The sequence below is a fragment of the Paenibacillus sp. J22R160 genome, from assembly GCF_059692135.1.
On sequence record NZ_JCAUAU010000002.1, the window covers coordinates 224435 to 240365 of the forward strand.

Genomic DNA, 15931 nt, shown 5'->3' on the forward strand with positions numbered 1-15931 from the left:
CTATGACAATTACACAAGAACAAGCACAGCAACATCTTGATGCCTGGTTGGCTGCGTCACTCGCGGTTTCAACAGGTCAATCTTATAAGATCGGCACAAGGGAACTGGTTAGAGCCAATCTTTCTGAGATTCAGAAGCAAATTATCTTTTGGCAGAATCAAGTGAGTAAGGCGGCAAGCGGACGAACTGGCGCTCGGATGATGTCAGCCGTTCCGCGTGACCTATGAAACTGCTTGAGCGCATGATTGCATCTGTCGCGCCAAAGGTGGCACTTTCCCGCGCTGTTGCCCGTCAAAAACTGGAGGTTCTTAACTCAGGATACTCCCATCACGGCGCATCGACATCCAAAAAATCTATGATTGGTTGGAACTTTGGCGGCGGCGGCCCCGATGAAGACATCGTTTTAAATCTGTCCACACTGCGGCAGCGTTCCCGTGATCTCTATATGGGAGGCGCGGCACTTGCTACAGGAGCCATTAAAACGGCGCGTACGAACATCATTGGTACGGGACTCAAGTTAAAACCTGCCATTGATGCTGATTTCTTGGGGCTTTCGCCAGATGAGGCGGCTGATCTCAAACGTATCGTGGAGCGCGAGTTCTTATTGTGGGCGGAGTCGGTGGAATGCGATGCTAGCAGGCGGGATAATTTTTACGAACTTCAACAACTCTCTTGTTTGTCACAGTTGATGAGCGGCGACTGCTTGGTACTTCTCCCCATGGTGAAGCGAATTGGGAGCACCTATGATACCCGTATCCGAGTGATTGAAGCAGATCGTTGCTGTGATCCCCAGAATAAAGAGGGGAGAGATATTCTCGGCGGGGTTGAGGTCGATGACTATAACGGAGTTTCCGCTTATTGGTTTGTGAATCAGCATCCGCTAGGCAAACAGGAGAAAAAGAAGGAATGGGTGAGGGTCGAAGCCTTTGGCAAGCAGACAGGCCGACGCAATGTTCTCCATTTGATGGAGTCCGAGCGACCTGAACAGCGACGAGGCGTTCCCATTCTAGCGCCTGTTATTGAATCACTTAAACAACTAGGTCGATATACCGAAGCCGAACTCATGGCAGCGGTTGTATCAGGCATGTTCACGGTATTTATTGAATCGGAAACATCCGATCAGCCGCTTGGTGTCATGATGGACCAAGAGATTGATCAAGGCGACCCCAATTCGTATGAACTCGGTAACGGAGCGATCGTTGGGCTTTCGCCTGGTGAAAAGATATCCATGGCGAATCCAGGACGACCAAACACCGCATTTGATGGTTTTGTCACATCGATTCTGCGGCAAGTGGGTGCCGCTCTCGAAATTCCCTATGAGTTGCTCGTGAAAAACTTTACTTCCTCGTATTCTGCGAGCCGTGCCGCATTGTTAGAAGCGTGGAAAATGTTTCGGATGCGTAGATCTTGGATGGCCTCCGATTTTTGTCAGCCGATTTATGAAGAGTGGTTTACTGAAGCTGTCGCGAAGGGACGTATCCCTGCGCCTGGCTTTTTTGACGATCCACTTTTTCGCAAAGCGTATCTCAAAGCGGAATGGCACGGACCATCTGCCGGGCAGCTTGATCCATTGAAAGAGGCAACCGCCGCAAAAATGCGTGTGGATGAAGGCTTCTCCACCCGTGAGCGCGAGACGGCTGAACTTACTGGCGGCGATTTCGAAATGAATCATCGTCAGCGTGTACGCGAGGAAACCATGCGTCGCGAAGGCGGCTTACTCATTGAAGGAGGTGAAAAGACAAATGACAATCAACAACAACTTTTGGACGATGACGACAAATAAAGCGAAAGATAGCGCCGAAATTTCCATTTACGGAACCATCGGATCAAGCTGGTGGGAGGAATCGGTATCCGCTGCACAGTTCGCACGAGATCTTCGGGCGCTAGGTTCCGATGTCAAAGACATTACCGTACGCATTAACTCGGCTGGCGGCAGTGTATTCGATGGACTGGCGATCCGCTCAACCCTAAAGAGCCATGCCGCGAGTGTGCATGTTATCGTTGATGGTTTGGCTGCATCCATTGCTTCCATTATCGCAATGGCAGGCGACAAAATCACGATGGCATCCGGTTCGATGATGATGATTCATAATCCCATGAGCTCCATACAAATGGGGGACGCATCCGATTTTCGTGAAGCTGCTGATTTCCTAGACAAAGTGAGAGATTCACTTGTGTCTGTCTATGCATCACGAACGAACATTTCAGAGAAAGACCTCATCGCTATGATGGATGCTGAAACGTGGATGTCTGCAGAAGAAGCACTCGATCAAGGCTTTATTGATGAAATTGAAGTAGGCAGCACCGTAACCGCCATGATGCAAGGAACGGTGGCTATGGTCAACGGAGTGAGCATGAACTTTGAGCGCTTCATCAATCCGCCCCAATTACCGCAAGCCAAAAGCGAACCTCGCTCATGGCCGGTATTAAATAACCATTCTATAGGAGGTGCAAGACCCTTGAATTTGGAAGAACTAAAAGCCCAACACCCCACATTATATGCTGAGATTGTAAAAGCAAGCGCAGCAGAAGAACGCCTGCGTATTCAAGCCCTTGATAAATTAGCCGCTCCAGGAACGGCCGATCTTGTTGCAAAAGCGAAGTATGAAACCTTCGAATCGGCAGCGAATACAGCGCTAGCCATTATTGAACTGCAAAACCAACGCCGCCAAAGAGCGGGTCAAGAACGCAACGAGGACGCTGACAGCTCTGGTGTCAATAACGTGGAGTCCGCACAAGAAGATGCGGAAGATGTAAGCAGTGGGAAAGACGAATCCAAGAAACAAATCGAGGCAAAGGGTAGCAAAATTGCTGATGTAATCAATAAAATGCGTGGAGGTGTTAAGTAATGCCTGAAAGTCTCATTCAAACGAATTCTGTTACCTTTGACAATCTGGTTGCCGGTCATTCGGAGATCGTGACCGATAGCATCACCTTGAAAGCAGGACAAGCCTACTTAAAAGGGAGTGTAATCGGTTTAACAACAGCCACGCCGAAAGGCTCACTGGTGGATTCCACCAAATCCGATGGTACGCAGACCCCTTATGGCATTCTAACCGATGATGTAGACGCAACAACTGCCGATGCTCCAGGCGTTGTATACGTACGCGGTGAGTTCAATGAATCAAAGCTGATCTTTGGTGGCACAGACACCGTCGCTACACATAAAAAATCTCTCCGTAACGCCGGTATTATCACTCGTAAAACAAAAAAAGCGTAACTAACTAAGGAGGAACAGCATTCATGGCAAAAAATATTTCGATTTATGATCCACGCACAATGCTAGCTGCAATCGAGGCGATGATGCCCACGCGCACATTCTTGAAGGATATGTTTTTCTCAAAACCAGAAACGTTCGTCACCGAGGCTGTTGACGTGGATTACTACAAAGGGAAAAGAAAAATGGCCCCTTTTGTTTCCCCACGACTACCAGGACAAGTGATGGAGCGCGAAGGATTCACAACGCAATCTTACAAACCTGCTCTGATTAAACCCAAAACGGTTCTAACAGTTGGGGATTTGCAGACACGTTCCATGGGCGAAAACATTTATTCTGGAAAATCTCCAGATGACCGCGCGATTGAACTTCTGGCAAACGACCTTGAAAAACTGGATTCTTCCATCACACGAAGGGAAGAGTGGCTTGCTGCTCAAGTCCTTTTCACAGGAAAGGCAGACATGATCGGGGAGGGTGTCAATCAGACGATTGACTTTAGCTTTACAAATAAAGTTATCCTTGCGGGAACGGATAAATGGAATGACCCATCAAGTGATCCGATTGCAAAACTTGAAGCACTTCGACTAGAAGTCATTAAGACATCTGGTGTTACGCCTGATATTTCCGTTCTAGCTTCCGATGTTGTCCCTTTCTTCCGTAATAACCCCATTGTCCAAAAGCTGTATGACAATAGAGGGTTTAATATTGGTCGCATTGATCCAAAAACATTGCCAAATGGTGCAACGTACATTGGCACAATCGTATCTCTCGGCTTGGATCTCTATTCGTACGATGAGTGGTATTTAGATGATGAGACCGATCCGCAAAACCCTGTCGAGAAACCAATGGTGCCATCGGGGACAGTATTGATTGGCTCAACGCGAAGCCGCTCTTCCATGCTTTATGGGGCGATCACGCTTGCCGTTGATAATCAGTTTGTAACGTATGAGGGTCCTCGCATTCCTGACTCCTGGATGCAGAAAGACCCTGCAGCTCGATTCGCCCAATTGCATAGCCGCCCACTGCCCGTGCCGCATGAAGTAAATTCTTGGTATATTGCCAAAGTATTTTAAGGGAGGGGTCAACATATGGGAATTATAAGTTCTTGGCACGTTTCGCATAATGGCATTCGGTATGAAGCAGGTTATCCCATTACGGATCTTCCACAAGAAGAGCAAGATCGGTTAGTGGATGAAGGTCTCGCCCAATACACAGACCATGAAGAAATCGACTCCAATATCACGTTATTGACCCTCGATGCTTTTACAGAACTCAAAGCGCCTGCGCAAAAGGAACAGTTAGTTCTGATCGGACTAACGCCAGGCACAAATGAGCAAGATCGTATTGATCAATACGCGGCTTGGCTTCAGGAACAGGACGTTTAATGATGACAGTGCCCAAATTGAAAGATACCTTTTCCATTGACGTGAGCACTTTCTTAAATCCCGATGAATTCGCTCAAGTGTTCAATGTCGATGGCGTTGATATTTGGGCTGTTCAGGATGCAGATTCTACCACAAAACACCCCTTTGGCTATGCTGAAGGGGTTTCCTTATATAAGATGACGCTCTATGTCGATTGCATTGAAATTGGATATAAACCTGCTGAAGGGCAGGTCATGGTCATCAACGGTGAGCGCTACATGGTCGAAAACGTCATAGAAGAGGCTGGCATGTACGTGATCAAGTTAGAGGCGAACCGATGATTGAGTTTAACGGGAGTACAGCGGAGCTGCAGATGGCAGGTCGCAACTTACAATCGATTCAGCGGCTTATTCCAAAAGCGTACTCAGCTGCTTTAGGTCGGGTTTCTCAGCGTGTACGAACAGAAGGCAGTCGGCAAGTACGCGAGAAGTACCATATCAAAACCAAAGATGTTAACAACAAGGTGCGTGTCACGCGCCAGACAGGCGCAAACGCTAGCGTTGAACTGCGTTGGTCAGGCGGAAATACACCAATCATTAAATTTCGAACGACTCCAAGCAAAGTGCCCGATAAACGTCCAAGAGTGCTAAAGGCTGCCATCAAAAAAAGCGGTCTCAAGCCAATTCGGGGGGCTTTTGTTACCAAAGTTGGTCGTGGAGGGCACGTTGGTGTATTTAAACGGGTTGGAAAGAAGCGATTCCCCATTCAAGAGATATTTGGGCCTGCTGTTCCCGTTCTTCTGAATGAACACAGCATTGTCGAACATTTAAAACAGATCGCGCACGATACGATGGAAGACCGGCTCAATCATGAAATCTTACGCGCACTCGAAAAGGCAGGTGAACGACGATAACGACGATTTTACTTCTAAAAGCGATTAAAGCTTTCTTGGAACTTGTTTTAGCGGATCGCGTAGGGGGAACGCCGCAGGTGCATATCGGCTACCTTCCTCAAAAAACAGCGGCTTCTGCTCAAAACTCAGATTTCCCCTATATCATTGTTAGAGCTTTAAAAGGAAACGACGATGAGAATAAAGGTTGCAGCACAACAGTGAGACTACTCTTTGGGACCCAGTCGCCAGATGATGATGGATTTATGGACGTGTTAAATGTCATGGAAGATGTTCGCATCTCGCTTCTGAGGCAAAGACTCCTCGACCATCGTTTTGAACTGCAACTTCCCTATGAATGGCAACTCTTTGAAGAACAGCCATCACCTGAATGGATTGGTGAAGCCATCACAACGTGGGCGCTGCCCACCATTTTACGAGAGGAGATGACGGTATGAGCATAAAACCAAAAAAGAAAACCGTACAAGCAACCGGCGATCAACTCATTTATGTTGGCCCCACCGTCGAGCACGGGCGACTATCCCAATATACCGTTCTTAAAAATGGAATCCCTGCACATCTACAAGAATTAGTTAGCGAGAATGCTGACATCGGGCAACTCATTGTGCCCGTACAACATTTAACGATCACCAAACAGGCTGTGCAAAAGCAAGGCACGCCTGAACACGCCGCTTATGCGCGGTTAATCAAAGGAGTCTGATGACAGTGGAAAGACATGGCATCTACACAACTGAAATTCCTACCACAATCCTATCAAATGCAGTAACGAATCCAACACTCGTTGTCATTGTCGGCACAGCTCCCATTCATTTAAGCACGCGTGCCACACCACCAATCAATGAACCTATTCTTTGCTCCTCCTTCCAAGAGGCCAAAGATGCTTTTGGTTACAGCGACGATTTTGAGTCCTATACGCTTTGCGAGTTCATGGACGCTTTTTTTAGGCTCTACGGTCAATCACCGGCTGTGCTAATTAACGTGCTTGATCCTGCTGTCCACAAAACGGTGGTTTCACCTGCCGACACGACTGTTTCATCGGGTGTCGCCGTGATTAATGTCGAAGGCGTGATGAAAAGCGGTTTAAGTGTTAAATCTGGGGACGGTGCAACGACCTACATTCTGGACACTGACTTTACGGTGGGCTATGACGCTTCAGGACATCTGGTTGTAACTGCAAAAGCAGGCGGAGCCATTGCCACCAACGTGGCGACCTTGAAAATTGGTTACACCAAACTGAATGCAAGCGGTGTAGAAGAGACCGATATTATTGGCGGCTTGGACGGAGTGACAGGAAAAGCAGAGGGACTTGAGTTAATTCAGCAAGTCTTCCCACGTTTTAGCATGGTTCCAAGCCTAATCATTGCACCAGGCTTCTCGCACGAACCAACCGTCGCAGCAGTCATGGAGAGCAAGGCATCCCTCATTAATGGCCATTTTAAAGCACAAGCGATCGTGGATTTGCCAACGGAAGAAATTGACCTTTACTCCGATGCACCTGAGTGGAAAGAAGAGAATCACTTTACATCCAAGCGGCAATTCCCTGTTTACCCCAAAATCACATACAGCAAGAAGACGTATCACTTTTCTACGCATCTTGCCGCTGTGCTTTGTGCAACGGATGCCAAAAATGGCAGCGTGCCGTTCTTATCTCCGTCCAATCAGCTGTTAAAAGCAGATGGTGCTGTGCAAAAAGGAGGCGCGGATTTATTCCTCGGACCCGATCAAGCGGCATTCCTCAATGCGAAAGGCATCACGACAGCACTTAACTTTATTGGCGGGTGGAAGGTTTGGGGAAATCGCACTGGCATGTATCCAAGTGACGCGGACCCGATTAATACCTTCATCCCCATTCGGCGCATATTCGATTGGATTTCTAATACCGTCATCCTCACGTACTGGACGAAAGTGGATAATCCACTGGATCAGCGACTGGTTCAGACGGTAACGGACAGCATCAATGTGTGGTTCAATGGGCTGCAGTCATCGGGTGCAATCTTGGGAGGTCGTGTTGAGTTTCTGAAATCGGAAAACTCCTCAAATGACCTCATGAATGGGAAACTCACTTTTCATCTATTTGTAACACCGCCGTCACCAGCCCAAGAAATTGAATTCAAAATTGAATATGATCCGCAGTACTTAGGTACCATTTCGTAATTATGAAAGCGAGGAATCGACATGAAACAAATTCCTGAAAAAGTAACCGGATATTCTGTATATCACGAAGGAAGTACATTTCTTGGTGTGGCAGATGTGACCCTGCCTAGCCTGGAGTCTCTATCCGAAACCATTAAAGGCGCAGGCATCGCTGGTGAAGTAGATTCCCCAACAATCGGACACTTCAGCAGTATGACATGCACACTCAACTGGCGGACGATTGACCCTACAGCTATTAGATTGGCAGCACCTAAGGCACATGCACTGGATTTTCGTGCTTCGCAACAAACGTATGATACCCAGACGGGGTCTTACCTCCCTGTTGGTGCGAAAGTATCTGTCCGAGCCATTCCAAAAAAGTTCGATTTTGGTAAGCTCGAGTCTGGCGCGACGACAGATAGTTCAAGTGAATTTGAGGTCATTTATTTGAAAGCAACTGTCGATGGCAAAACGTTAGTGGAAATCGACAAATATAACTATATTTGCGTGATTGATGGTGTTGACTATCTTGCTGCTGTTCGCGCACAACTAGCCCTATAAATAAGGAGATGAGCACTCGTGAAAGAAAATCAAATAGAAGGTCAGAACGAAGCTGTAACAGAAGAAATCCAGACAGTATTTAACTTGAGCAAACCCGTTGTCAGTGGAGATCAAACCATTACCACCATTGTGCTAGATTTCGAATCCTTAACAGGTGATGATCTTCTTGCCATAGAAAGGCAATACAATGCGCTATCCGCGAGAACAAGGGATGTTGCGCCAGTCAAAGAAACCTCAAAGCAATTCCTTTCCTTTGTTGTGGCTAAAGCTGCAGGGTTGCAAGTCGAAGACCTTCAACGGTTTTCCGCGAAAGACTTCGCAAAGTTAACATTAAGAGCTCAAAATTTTTTGCTCGGATAGGCTTCAAGGATCGGGAATGGAGGCAACTGCTCATGGGCGCGGTTGTCTCTCTTTCTATGTCTACCCACACACCCACTGTTCATTGGTTGGCTGTACCTCTTCTTGAAGTCATGGACTGGATTCGGGCTACGAACGAGCTCTTAGCAAAGCGAGGTGAAAAATAGTTGCCAAAAGAGTATGAGATTGCATTTCGGCTTGGCGCACAGCTTCAATCGACCTTTTCCCAATCCTTTACGCAAGCAAACAATTCCATCGCTGAACTTGAAAAGCGTATGCAGAAGCTTGAGCAAACGAGCAGTCATACTTCCTCAAAAAAAGGTGGTTTAGGCGGCGCTTTCGGGGGGATTGGACTTGCTGCTGCAGGCGCAACAGCAGCCATAGGAACAGCTGCCATTGTGGCAGGAGGTGCCGCTTTTTCTATGGCTGAAGATTATCAGATTGCTATGTCGCATTTACAGCAAACCACCGGCGCTTCCACAGAGCAAATGGGGGAATTCAAAGACATTGCAACCTCCATGTATAACATGAATCTAGGGGAGTCATGGAGTGATCTATCCGACGCGATCAGCAAAACAAGTTCAATCACCAAGCTGCACGGGCAAGAACTTCAGGAAACAACCCAAAAGGCGCTTCTCATGCGTGATGTGTTTGGACAAGAGATTCCTGAAACCTTAAAGGCCAGTGATACGATGATGCGAAATTTTGGGATTAGCAGCGACCAAGCTTTTAATCTCCTTGCTTCAGGTGCTCAAAAGGGATTAGACAAATCGGGCGAACTACTGGACTCTGCCAACGAGTACGCACCTCAGTTTAAAGCGCTGGGTTTCTCTGCAGATGAAATGTTCGATACGTTTAGTGCCGGGCTTGAATCCGGTGCCTTTAATCTCGATAAAGTTGGCGATGCCGTTAAAGAATTTAACATTCGCGCCAAAGATGGCTCCAAAACTTCTGCTCAAGCTTTCCAGGCGCTCGGTCTAAATGCCGAAAAAATGACGCAAACATTTGCTAAAGGCGGACCCGAAGCCAAGAAATCATTTACCGAGGTGCTAAATTTAATCTCGAACGTCGAAGATCCCGTAAAACGAAATGCCATCGGCGTGTCGCTGCTTGGCACCCAATTTGAAGATCTGGAAGTTAAGGTTATTTCAGCGATGGGGAATACACAAAAGCAGTTTGATAGCACCAAAGATACCATGGGCGAGATTGCCAAGGTCAAATATACATCCCTTGGAGGATCGATCAGAGGGATTGGCAGACAGTTCGAAACCTCTCTCTTCATTCCTTTATCCAATAAATTGTTACCCGTCATGCAGAACATTAGCGACCTGTTTGATGTAATGCCTGCCATCAAAAACTCTCTCGGTCAAGTTGGTTCCTTTATCAGTTCCGCCTCTGGTGAAATTGCAGCTAATGCGGCTTGGATTTGGGAAAACGGGTTTGACAAAGAGATGGAGGGTGTCACGATCAATTACGCGAAAGCCCTTGGTCTTAGTGATAGCCAGGCTGAAGATATTGCTTCAAGTATCGCGAATGTCTTCCATAGGTTAGGCGATCTCCGTGACAAGTTTCTCACACTATGGAGTGAGATTGTTCCATTCATTCAACCCATCTTCAGTTTTGTCGGTAGCATCATTGTCCAGCTTGTTCCAATCATGATGAAAATATCTACGACAATGTTCACCATGGCAAATAAAATCTACGGAGCTTTAGCACCTGTCGCAGCCTATTTGCTCGGAAAGTTTATGCCCATATTTGCAAACATCGCTTCTTTTATCTCGACCATGGTCGTTCCAAGCATTGCATTGGCGATAAATGCCATCATGCCGCATATTCTTTCTGTTACGGATAAATTAGCATCTGCCTTTACTTCTGTCTGGAACATCATTCGCCCAATTATTGACGCGCTGGTTCTTGCGTTCAATTACGCATTTCCGACGATAAAGAGCACCGTAGTGAATGCCATACAGGCCATTTCAGGCGCTATTGGCGGCATTTTTGATATATTAGGCGGGGTTATTGACTTTGTTACTGGCGTTTTTACGGGGGACTGGGGGAAAGCATGGCTTGGGGTTAAGGAAATTTTCGGAGGAATTTTCAGCACGCTAGGTTCTCTGTTAGCCTTTCCAATCAACAACAGCATTGATGCCATAAACCGCGTCATCCAAGGCATAAATAAGATTAAGTTTGATATACCAGACTGGCTAGGTGGCGGCTCATTTGACCTCAATATACCCGAACTTTCTAAGATCGGCGGATATGCGGATGGCGGGGTGGTCAATAGTCCTGAACTCGCTTGGGTTGGCGAGGGTGGCGACTCGGAAGTTATTGTGCCTATTAACAATTCAGAGCGTTCACGTAGCCTTTGGCAAACTGCAGGCTCCATGCTTGGAATGACACCTGCCGCACAAGGCGGTGGAGGCAATGGCGCTAACATTTCCGTAACCTACGCACCGCAGAATAACTTCTATGGGAATGTTGATCGCGCCCAAGTTGAAGCCGCACAAGCAAGCAACAACGATGATTTAGAAAAACGTCTGCAGGCACTGCAGAGGCAACAAAGGAGGGTGTCTTTTGGATGAGTACTTACCTGACACAAGCTGGCGATACGTGGGATATCATAGCCTATAAAGTGTACAAAAAGGAATCACTCATGACCATTCTCCTTGCTGCCAACCCTGAACATGCCAACACGGTGGTATTTTCATCGAACATAGCGATTGACGTGCCGAAAATTACAATCAGCAGCGCGTCTTCTTTGCCACCGTGGAAAAGGGGGCGTTCCTAATCAGTACACAAGAAGCAAGACGTGCGGAGTTCATTATCACCTATAACGGAGCCGACATATCAGCTTCCCTTAAGGATTATTTGCTTGATGCAAGCTATACAGATGCGTCCGGTCAATTGGATGACCTACAAATTACGTTGGAAGACTCCAAGGCTTTATGGCAAAACGACTGGATGCCATCTGAAGGGGATACCATTCAAGCAACGATTAAAACGACGAATTGGAACTCTTCAAATGAGTCGGCTTCCTTAGATTTAGGCACGTTTGAGGTGGATGGAATTGACTTTTCGGGTCCTCCAGATGTTATTCGAATTAAGGCCATATCGCTGCCAATTGGGACAAGCGTAAGACGAGAAAAGCGTTCTAGGGCATGGGAGAAAGTGAAATTAACTACGATTGCTGCTGATATTGCAGCCAATGCCGATCTTTCCCTGTTATACGAGGCAACGAATAATCCAACGTATGATCGTATGGAGCAAACTGAGCAAACTGACCTTACTTTTCTTCAGGATATCGCAGTAAAAGAAGGTCTTGCTCTTAAAATAGCGGGTGGCAACCTCATTTTATTTGATGAAGCCCAATACGAAGCAGCTCCAACCGTTTTAGATATTGCTCGTGGTAAAAATGTCTCCTCATATACGCTGACATGGAGCACATCCGATGCAGCTTACACGTCTTGCGAAGTCATTTACCACGACGCTAAAAAAGGCATTGATATCAAGGCTGCGTTTAAACCGCCAAACGCGCCAGAAAAAGGCCCTGTGTTAATCGTGAATGAAAGCGTGGAATCACAAGCCGATGCCCTTCGATTAGCCGAGAAAAAATTAAGAGAAGAAAATAAAAACTTTGGTAAAGGCAGTTTCTCGATGCCTGGTAATACAAACATCGCAACAGGGATCACCTTAAACGTGGTGGGTTGGGGTCGTTTTGATGGGAAGTACATTGTCGAAAATGCCAAACATTCCTTAGGCAGTAGTGGTTATCAAACGAATATTGATGTTCGAAGAGTATTAGGATGGTGATAGCATGATAAGAGTTGGCAAAGTCTCTTCTATTAATACGGAGAATGGGACAGTTCGAGTTGCCTTCCCAGATAACAGTAACATGCTGAGCGGCGAGTTACCCGTGATGATTTCAAAATCCAATTGGGCAAAATCTGCAGCAATGCCTTCCATTGGCGACCCTGCTTTATGTCTGTTCTTGAGCAACGGCATTCAAAATGGATTTTGTCTTGGATCTTTTTACAATAATTTAGATGCACCTCCACCAGAATCTGATTTGAAGTGGGGTGTGTTTTTTGAAGATGGCAGTCATGTCTATTATGATCGAGCCGCAGGAACCATGCATATTAAAGCAAACAACGGGTTAATCATTGATGGTAATGTGACGGTTACTGGAACACTGACGCATGGAGGTGGAGGATCATGATTGGCGCATTAGGACCTGTTGTGTTCGTTGCTTCAGCCGAGACTCTCCGAACTTTTAGTGACTTTACGCGATCCTCTGCAGGGCGTTGGGCGAAGCATGATGTACTCATGCAAAAACCCAAGACCCAGTTTATTGGTCCAGGACTCGATACGATCTCTTTTACCATGCAATTTCATGCTTCACACGGGATAAATCCGCGAAAAGAAATGGATAAACTCGTCGAATTGGAGCGCGCTGGAACTGCTATGGCACTCACCATTGGCGGCAAAGGGCTAGGCGTTGGATTATGGGTCATAACAACACTGTCGCAAGCATGGGGCAGCATCGATAATGCAGGCAATGTGCTCACGGGATCAGCAAATCTATCACTTGAAGAATATGTGGTGAATGCATGATTGAAATTAACTTTAAAACGAATGTTCCTATCGATTTAGGGGCAAAAGGCGAGGCAGAAATTGTTCAAAACATTCGAACCATTGTGACAACCATAAAAGGCTCTGTACCACTCGATAGGGAGTTTGGGATTGAGCCTTCTTTCATGGATCGACCACTGCACCTTGCAAAGCCGCTATTTACCGCAGAAATCATTATGCAAATTCAAAAATATGAACCTCGCGTTGATATCGTGCAAGTTCTGTTTCATGAAGATATCGAAGCAGGGAAGTTGGTACCGATTATCCGAGTTGCTCCTAAGGAAGGAGGGAATACCCTGTGAGTCTGATCAATCTGCCTGAACTTGATCTTGTGAGTACCGATACGACCCAAATAACCGATAGTCTTATAGCGGTGTTTGAAGTCTTAGATGGAAAACCGCTGTATCCAGGCGATCCAAGGCGGCTATTTTTTAATGCCATTGCTTCACTTCTTGTGCAGCAGCGAGCATTAATCAACCAAACATCCAAAATGAATTATCTTCGTTATGCAAGTGGTCCCGTTCTTGATGAGATGGGGGCATTTACTGAAACCGACCGATTGCCTGCATCTAAAGCGAAGACAACCCTTCGATTTCAGCTTTCAGCTCTGCAACTATCGGCCATTATCATTCCTGCAGGCACGCGAGTAAGTACGGAAGGAAACCCGCAAGTGTACTTTGCAACAACTGAAACCGTGGAGATTCCATCTGGCTCATTAACAATAGATGTTGCCTCTTCCTGCACCGTGCCTGGCGTTTCTGGAAACGGGTATTTGACTGGTCAGGTTAAGCAAATCGTAGACCCAATTCCGTATGTTGTATCTGCCGTGAATATAACGACAAGTGCCGGCGGTGCAGATATCGAGGATAACGAACCTTATCGAAATCGAATTCATGAAGCGCCAGAGTCCTTTTCGGTTGCTGGATCAGAAGGAGCCTATCGGTTTTGGGCAAAGACGGCTAGCCCTTCCATCATCGATGTTAGTGTAACCTCACCATCTGATGCGGTAGTGGTCATCGTTCCACTTCTGGAAGGTGGACTAATTCCAAATGAAGATATGTTAACCGCCGTCTCTAACGCCTGCAGTTCTAAAAAAGTAAGACCTTTAACCGATCATGTCACTGTCGCAGCACCCACGATATCTCATTATGAAATTGACTTTACGTACTGGGTTAGCCGTGATCGCGTTGCAGAAATTACAGCCATTCAAGCAGCTGTGACAGCAGCCGTCAACGATTACGCCTTATGGCAAAAATCCAAATTAGGTCGAGATATTAACCCATCCGAGTTAATTCGGAGGGTTATGGTAGCTGGAGCACATCGAGTTGAGCTCAGTAGTCCCGCTTTTACATCGGTAGCCGAAACACAAATCGCTATTGCTGATAGCGTTGATATTTCTTATGGAGGTCTAGCGGATGATTGAGTTGTCAAACAGCAGCTTGCTCGATTTATTGCCTGAGAATCTACGATCCGACCCTACTTTATCAGCTGCAGCGAAAGCCATAGATCAAGATTTGCAAAATATCACAGCTTCCATTCAAAAACTGTCTTACTTTGACCGGTTTGATAGCTTGTCCGATGAGGAAGTGAATGAATTAGCTTGGCAGTTTCACGTCGATTTCTACGATCCGTCACTTCCCATTGAACAACGAAGAAAGCTCATTAAAAAAAGCTTTGCCTGGCACAAGAGAAAAGGCACAGCTTCAGCCGTTGAAGAACTGGTAACAACCATTTTTGGTGACGGTAAAGTCGAAGAGTGGTTTGAGTACGGAGGGGAACCCTTTTACTTCCGAGTCATAACTAACAATCCAACGGCAACAAATGAACAGGCCGAAAAATTTTTAGAAGCGCTAAATTCCGTTAAAAACATTCGATCCAGGCTAGATGCCATCCAAGTATCCATCGCCGACTCGATGAACCTTTGCTTTGGCGGTGTGGTACATATCGGTGATTTCATCACATTAAGGCAGGTGACGTAAATGTCAGCATTTGGCGGCTTACAGATAACAAACAAAGGCAGGGCTTTACAAGCGAAAGCTCAAATAGGAACAACGATTCACTATAATCGCATAGCCATTGGAGATGGCAGTCTGAGCGGTCAAATCATCGCAGAATTGAACGCCTTAGTACATGAAAAAAAATCATTAACCATAACGAAGTTAAAGACACTCACTGGAGGACTTGCCGCTGTTGGCGCTCCACTATCTAATCAGGACATTACCACCGGATTTTATTTTCGTGAAATCGGCGTATTTGCGCAAGATCCTGATATTGGAGAAATTCTTTATTGTTATGGTAATGCGGGACAAGCTGCGGATTATATACCTGCAGGTGGTGAGGAAGATATCCTTGAGCGTGAAATTGATGTCATTACGATTGTCGGAAACACGGCCAATGTTTCAGCTTCTATCAATCAATCTCTTGTTTTTGCCACGCAGCAAGAGCTTGCCGAAAAGGCATCTCTTGATTCGCCGGTGTTTATCAATGTACCAAAGGCTCCCACGGCTGCAGCTGGTACAAATACAGCACAGCTTGCTACAACCGCTTTTGTGAAAACGGCCATACAAGCTATTCCACCTGTTGACCTATCTGCTTTAGCACCTAAGAGCAACCCTGTCTTCATAGGTACAGGCATAACGCTCCCGGCAGATCCGACGCAAGCAATGCACGCAGTCACGCTGCAGCTATTAAATGCGAAATTCGCACAAGCTACAAAGTACGCTCCTTAATAGGGACGTTTTTCTTTTGAGAAAGGAGGGT

22 protein-coding genes are annotated in these 15931 nt (G+C 46.4%); all 22 read left to right on the forward strand.

The window, feature by feature from the left end; genetic code table 11:
* The first annotated feature begins 2 nt into the window (after nucleotides 1-2).
* The 22 genes from AC58UW_RS04410 (at nucleotide 3) to AC58UW_RS04515 (ending at nucleotide 15900) form a co-directional block, all read left to right on the forward strand.
* The gene (locus AC58UW_RS04410) at nucleotides 3-227 is read left to right on the forward strand and encodes a DUF6148 family protein (RefSeq protein ID WP_497419499.1); all 225 of its coding nucleotides are present in this window, start codon (nucleotides 3-5) and stop codon (nucleotides 225-227) included.
* Entirely contained in the window at nucleotides 224-1783 is a 1560-nt protein-coding gene (locus tag AC58UW_RS04415) for a phage portal protein (protein ID WP_497419500.1), read from the forward strand. The genes AC58UW_RS04410 and AC58UW_RS04415 overlap by 4 nt, the downstream gene beginning before the upstream one ends.
* Nucleotides 1743-2849, forward strand: a complete 1107-nt coding sequence (locus tag AC58UW_RS04420; protein ID WP_497419501.1) for a head maturation protease, ClpP-related — start codon at nucleotides 1743-1745, stop codon at nucleotides 2847-2849. Before AC58UW_RS04415 ends, AC58UW_RS04420 begins: the two co-directional genes overlap by 41 nt.
* Nucleotides 2849-3220, forward strand: a complete 372-nt coding sequence (locus AC58UW_RS04425) for a head decoration protein (RefSeq protein ID WP_497419502.1) — start codon at nucleotides 2849-2851, stop codon at nucleotides 3218-3220. The genes AC58UW_RS04420 and AC58UW_RS04425 overlap by 1 nt, the downstream gene beginning before the upstream one ends.
* A 23-nt stretch (nucleotides 3221-3243) precedes the next feature.
* Nucleotides 3244-4290: a major capsid protein gene (locus tag AC58UW_RS04430; protein ID WP_497419503.1), complete on the forward strand. Its 1047-nt coding sequence runs from the start codon at nucleotides 3244-3246 to the stop codon at nucleotides 4288-4290.
* Between the two features lie 15 nt (nucleotides 4291-4305).
* Nucleotides 4306-4602: a hypothetical protein gene (locus AC58UW_RS04435; protein WP_497419504.1), complete on the forward strand. Its 297-nt coding sequence runs from the start codon at nucleotides 4306-4308 to the stop codon at nucleotides 4600-4602.
* A gap of 2 nt (nucleotides 4603-4604) precedes the next feature.
* Nucleotides 4605-4922: a hypothetical protein gene (locus AC58UW_RS04440; protein ID WP_497419505.1), complete on the forward strand. Its 318-nt coding sequence runs from the start codon at nucleotides 4605-4607 to the stop codon at nucleotides 4920-4922.
* The gene (locus AC58UW_RS04445) at nucleotides 4919-5494 is read left to right on the forward strand and encodes a phage tail protein (protein ID WP_497419506.1); all 576 of its coding nucleotides are present in this window, start codon (nucleotides 4919-4921) and stop codon (nucleotides 5492-5494) included. Before AC58UW_RS04440 ends, AC58UW_RS04445 begins: the two co-directional genes overlap by 4 nt.
* 35 nt (nucleotides 5495-5529) lie before the next feature.
* Nucleotides 5530-5928 (forward strand): hypothetical protein, encoded by a 399-nt coding sequence (locus tag AC58UW_RS04450; protein ID WP_497419507.1) that lies wholly within the window; start codon nucleotides 5530-5532, stop codon nucleotides 5926-5928.
* Nucleotides 5925-6191 (forward strand): hypothetical protein, encoded by a 267-nt coding sequence (locus tag AC58UW_RS04455; RefSeq protein WP_497419508.1) that lies wholly within the window; start codon nucleotides 5925-5927, stop codon nucleotides 6189-6191. The genes AC58UW_RS04450 and AC58UW_RS04455 overlap by 4 nt, the downstream gene beginning before the upstream one ends.
* Before the next feature lie 5 nt (nucleotides 6192-6196).
* Nucleotides 6197-7645 (forward strand): phage tail sheath family protein, encoded by a 1449-nt coding sequence (locus AC58UW_RS04460; protein WP_497419509.1) that lies wholly within the window; start codon nucleotides 6197-6199, stop codon nucleotides 7643-7645.
* A 21-nt stretch (nucleotides 7646-7666) separates the two neighbouring features.
* Nucleotides 7667-8185: a phage major tail tube protein gene (locus AC58UW_RS04465; RefSeq protein WP_497419510.1), complete on the forward strand. Its 519-nt coding sequence runs from the start codon at nucleotides 7667-7669 to the stop codon at nucleotides 8183-8185.
* 18 nt (nucleotides 8186-8203) lie between these two features.
* The gene (locus AC58UW_RS04470) at nucleotides 8204-8545 is read left to right on the forward strand and encodes a phage tail assembly protein (protein WP_497419511.1); all 342 of its coding nucleotides are present in this window, start codon (nucleotides 8204-8206) and stop codon (nucleotides 8543-8545) included.
* Between the two features lie 164 nt (nucleotides 8546-8709).
* Nucleotides 8710-11124 carry a phage tail tape measure protein gene (locus AC58UW_RS04475; protein ID WP_497419512.1) on the forward strand — a complete coding sequence of 805 codons (2415 nt, stop codon included), beginning with the start codon at nucleotides 8710-8712 and terminating at the stop codon, nucleotides 11122-11124.
* Entirely contained in the window at nucleotides 11121-11330 is a 210-nt protein-coding gene (locus tag AC58UW_RS04480; protein ID WP_497419513.1) for a tail protein X, read from the forward strand. Before AC58UW_RS04475 ends, AC58UW_RS04480 begins: the two co-directional genes overlap by 4 nt.
* Nucleotides 11309-12352, forward strand: a complete 1044-nt coding sequence (locus AC58UW_RS04485) for a phage late control D family protein (RefSeq protein WP_497419514.1) — start codon at nucleotides 11309-11311, stop codon at nucleotides 12350-12352. Before AC58UW_RS04480 ends, AC58UW_RS04485 begins: the two co-directional genes overlap by 22 nt.
* A 4-nt stretch (nucleotides 12353-12356) precedes the next feature.
* Nucleotides 12357-12758: a phage baseplate assembly protein V gene (locus tag AC58UW_RS04490; RefSeq protein WP_497419515.1), complete on the forward strand. Its 402-nt coding sequence runs from the start codon at nucleotides 12357-12359 to the stop codon at nucleotides 12756-12758.
* Nucleotides 12755-13153 carry a phage tail protein gene (locus AC58UW_RS04495; protein ID WP_497419516.1) on the forward strand — a complete coding sequence of 133 codons (399 nt, stop codon included), beginning with the start codon at nucleotides 12755-12757 and terminating at the stop codon, nucleotides 13151-13153. Before AC58UW_RS04490 ends, AC58UW_RS04495 begins: the two co-directional genes overlap by 4 nt.
* Nucleotides 13150-13473, forward strand: coding sequence for a hypothetical protein (locus AC58UW_RS04500; RefSeq protein ID WP_497419517.1), 324 nt, complete (start codon nucleotides 13150-13152; stop codon nucleotides 13471-13473). Before AC58UW_RS04495 ends, AC58UW_RS04500 begins: the two co-directional genes overlap by 4 nt.
* Nucleotides 13470-14594 (forward strand): baseplate assembly protein, encoded by a 1125-nt coding sequence (locus AC58UW_RS04505; protein WP_497419518.1) that lies wholly within the window; start codon nucleotides 13470-13472, stop codon nucleotides 14592-14594. The genes AC58UW_RS04500 and AC58UW_RS04505 overlap by 4 nt, the downstream gene beginning before the upstream one ends.
* On the forward strand, nucleotides 14587-15150 hold the full coding sequence (locus AC58UW_RS04510; protein WP_497419519.1) for a phage tail protein I: 564 nt from the start codon (nucleotides 14587-14589) through the stop codon (nucleotides 15148-15150). The genes AC58UW_RS04505 and AC58UW_RS04510 overlap by 8 nt, the downstream gene beginning before the upstream one ends.
* On the forward strand, nucleotides 15151-15900 hold the full coding sequence (locus AC58UW_RS04515; protein WP_497419520.1) for a phage tail-collar fiber domain-containing protein: 750 nt from the start codon (nucleotides 15151-15153) through the stop codon (nucleotides 15898-15900).
* Nucleotides 15901-15931 lie beyond the last annotated feature (31 nt).

What these genes read in the sequence shown, in the direction of transcription:
- AC58UW_RS04490 (WP_497419515.1), top strand. Translation starts at nt 12,357, where the DNA reads ATGATAAGAGTTGGCAAAGTCTCTTCTATTAATACGGAGAATGGGACA.
- AC58UW_RS04515 (WP_497419520.1), top strand. Translation starts at nt 15,151, where the DNA reads ATGTCAGCATTTGGCGGCTTACAGATAACAAACAAAGGCAGGGCTTTA.
- AC58UW_RS04435 (WP_497419504.1), top strand. Translation starts at nt 4,306, where the DNA reads ATGGGAATTATAAGTTCTTGGCACGTTTCGCATAATGGCATTCGGTAT.
- AC58UW_RS04465 (WP_497419510.1), top strand. Translation starts at nt 7,667, where the DNA reads ATGAAACAAATTCCTGAAAAAGTAACCGGATATTCTGTATATCACGAA.
- AC58UW_RS04510 (WP_497419519.1), top strand. Translation starts at nt 14,587, where the DNA reads ATGATTGAGTTGTCAAACAGCAGCTTGCTCGATTTATTGCCTGAGAAT.
- AC58UW_RS04445 (WP_497419506.1), top strand. Translation starts at nt 4,919, where the DNA reads ATGATTGAGTTTAACGGGAGTACAGCGGAGCTGCAGATGGCAGGTCGC.
- AC58UW_RS04495 (WP_497419516.1), top strand. Translation starts at nt 12,755, where the DNA reads ATGATTGGCGCATTAGGACCTGTTGTGTTCGTTGCTTCAGCCGAGACT.
- AC58UW_RS04440 (WP_497419505.1), top strand. Translation starts at nt 4,605, where the DNA reads ATGACAGTGCCCAAATTGAAAGATACCTTTTCCATTGACGTGAGCACT.
- AC58UW_RS04420 (WP_497419501.1), top strand. Translation starts at nt 1,743, where the DNA reads ATGACAATCAACAACAACTTTTGGACGATGACGACAAATAAAGCGAAA.
- AC58UW_RS04500 (WP_497419517.1), top strand. Translation starts at nt 13,150, where the DNA reads ATGATTGAAATTAACTTTAAAACGAATGTTCCTATCGATTTAGGGGCA.
- AC58UW_RS04410 (WP_497419499.1), top strand. Translation starts at nt 3, where the DNA reads ATGACAATTACACAAGAACAAGCACAGCAACATCTTGATGCCTGGTTG.
- AC58UW_RS04425 (WP_497419502.1), top strand. Translation starts at nt 2,849, where the DNA reads ATGCCTGAAAGTCTCATTCAAACGAATTCTGTTACCTTTGACAATCTG.
- AC58UW_RS04455 (WP_497419508.1), top strand. Translation starts at nt 5,925, where the DNA reads ATGAGCATAAAACCAAAAAAGAAAACCGTACAAGCAACCGGCGATCAA.
- AC58UW_RS04480 (WP_497419513.1), top strand. Translation starts at nt 11,121, where the DNA reads ATGAGTACTTACCTGACACAAGCTGGCGATACGTGGGATATCATAGCC.
- AC58UW_RS04415 (WP_497419500.1), top strand. Translation starts at nt 224, where the DNA reads ATGAAACTGCTTGAGCGCATGATTGCATCTGTCGCGCCAAAGGTGGCA.
- AC58UW_RS04430 (WP_497419503.1), top strand. Translation starts at nt 3,244, where the DNA reads ATGGCAAAAAATATTTCGATTTATGATCCACGCACAATGCTAGCTGCA.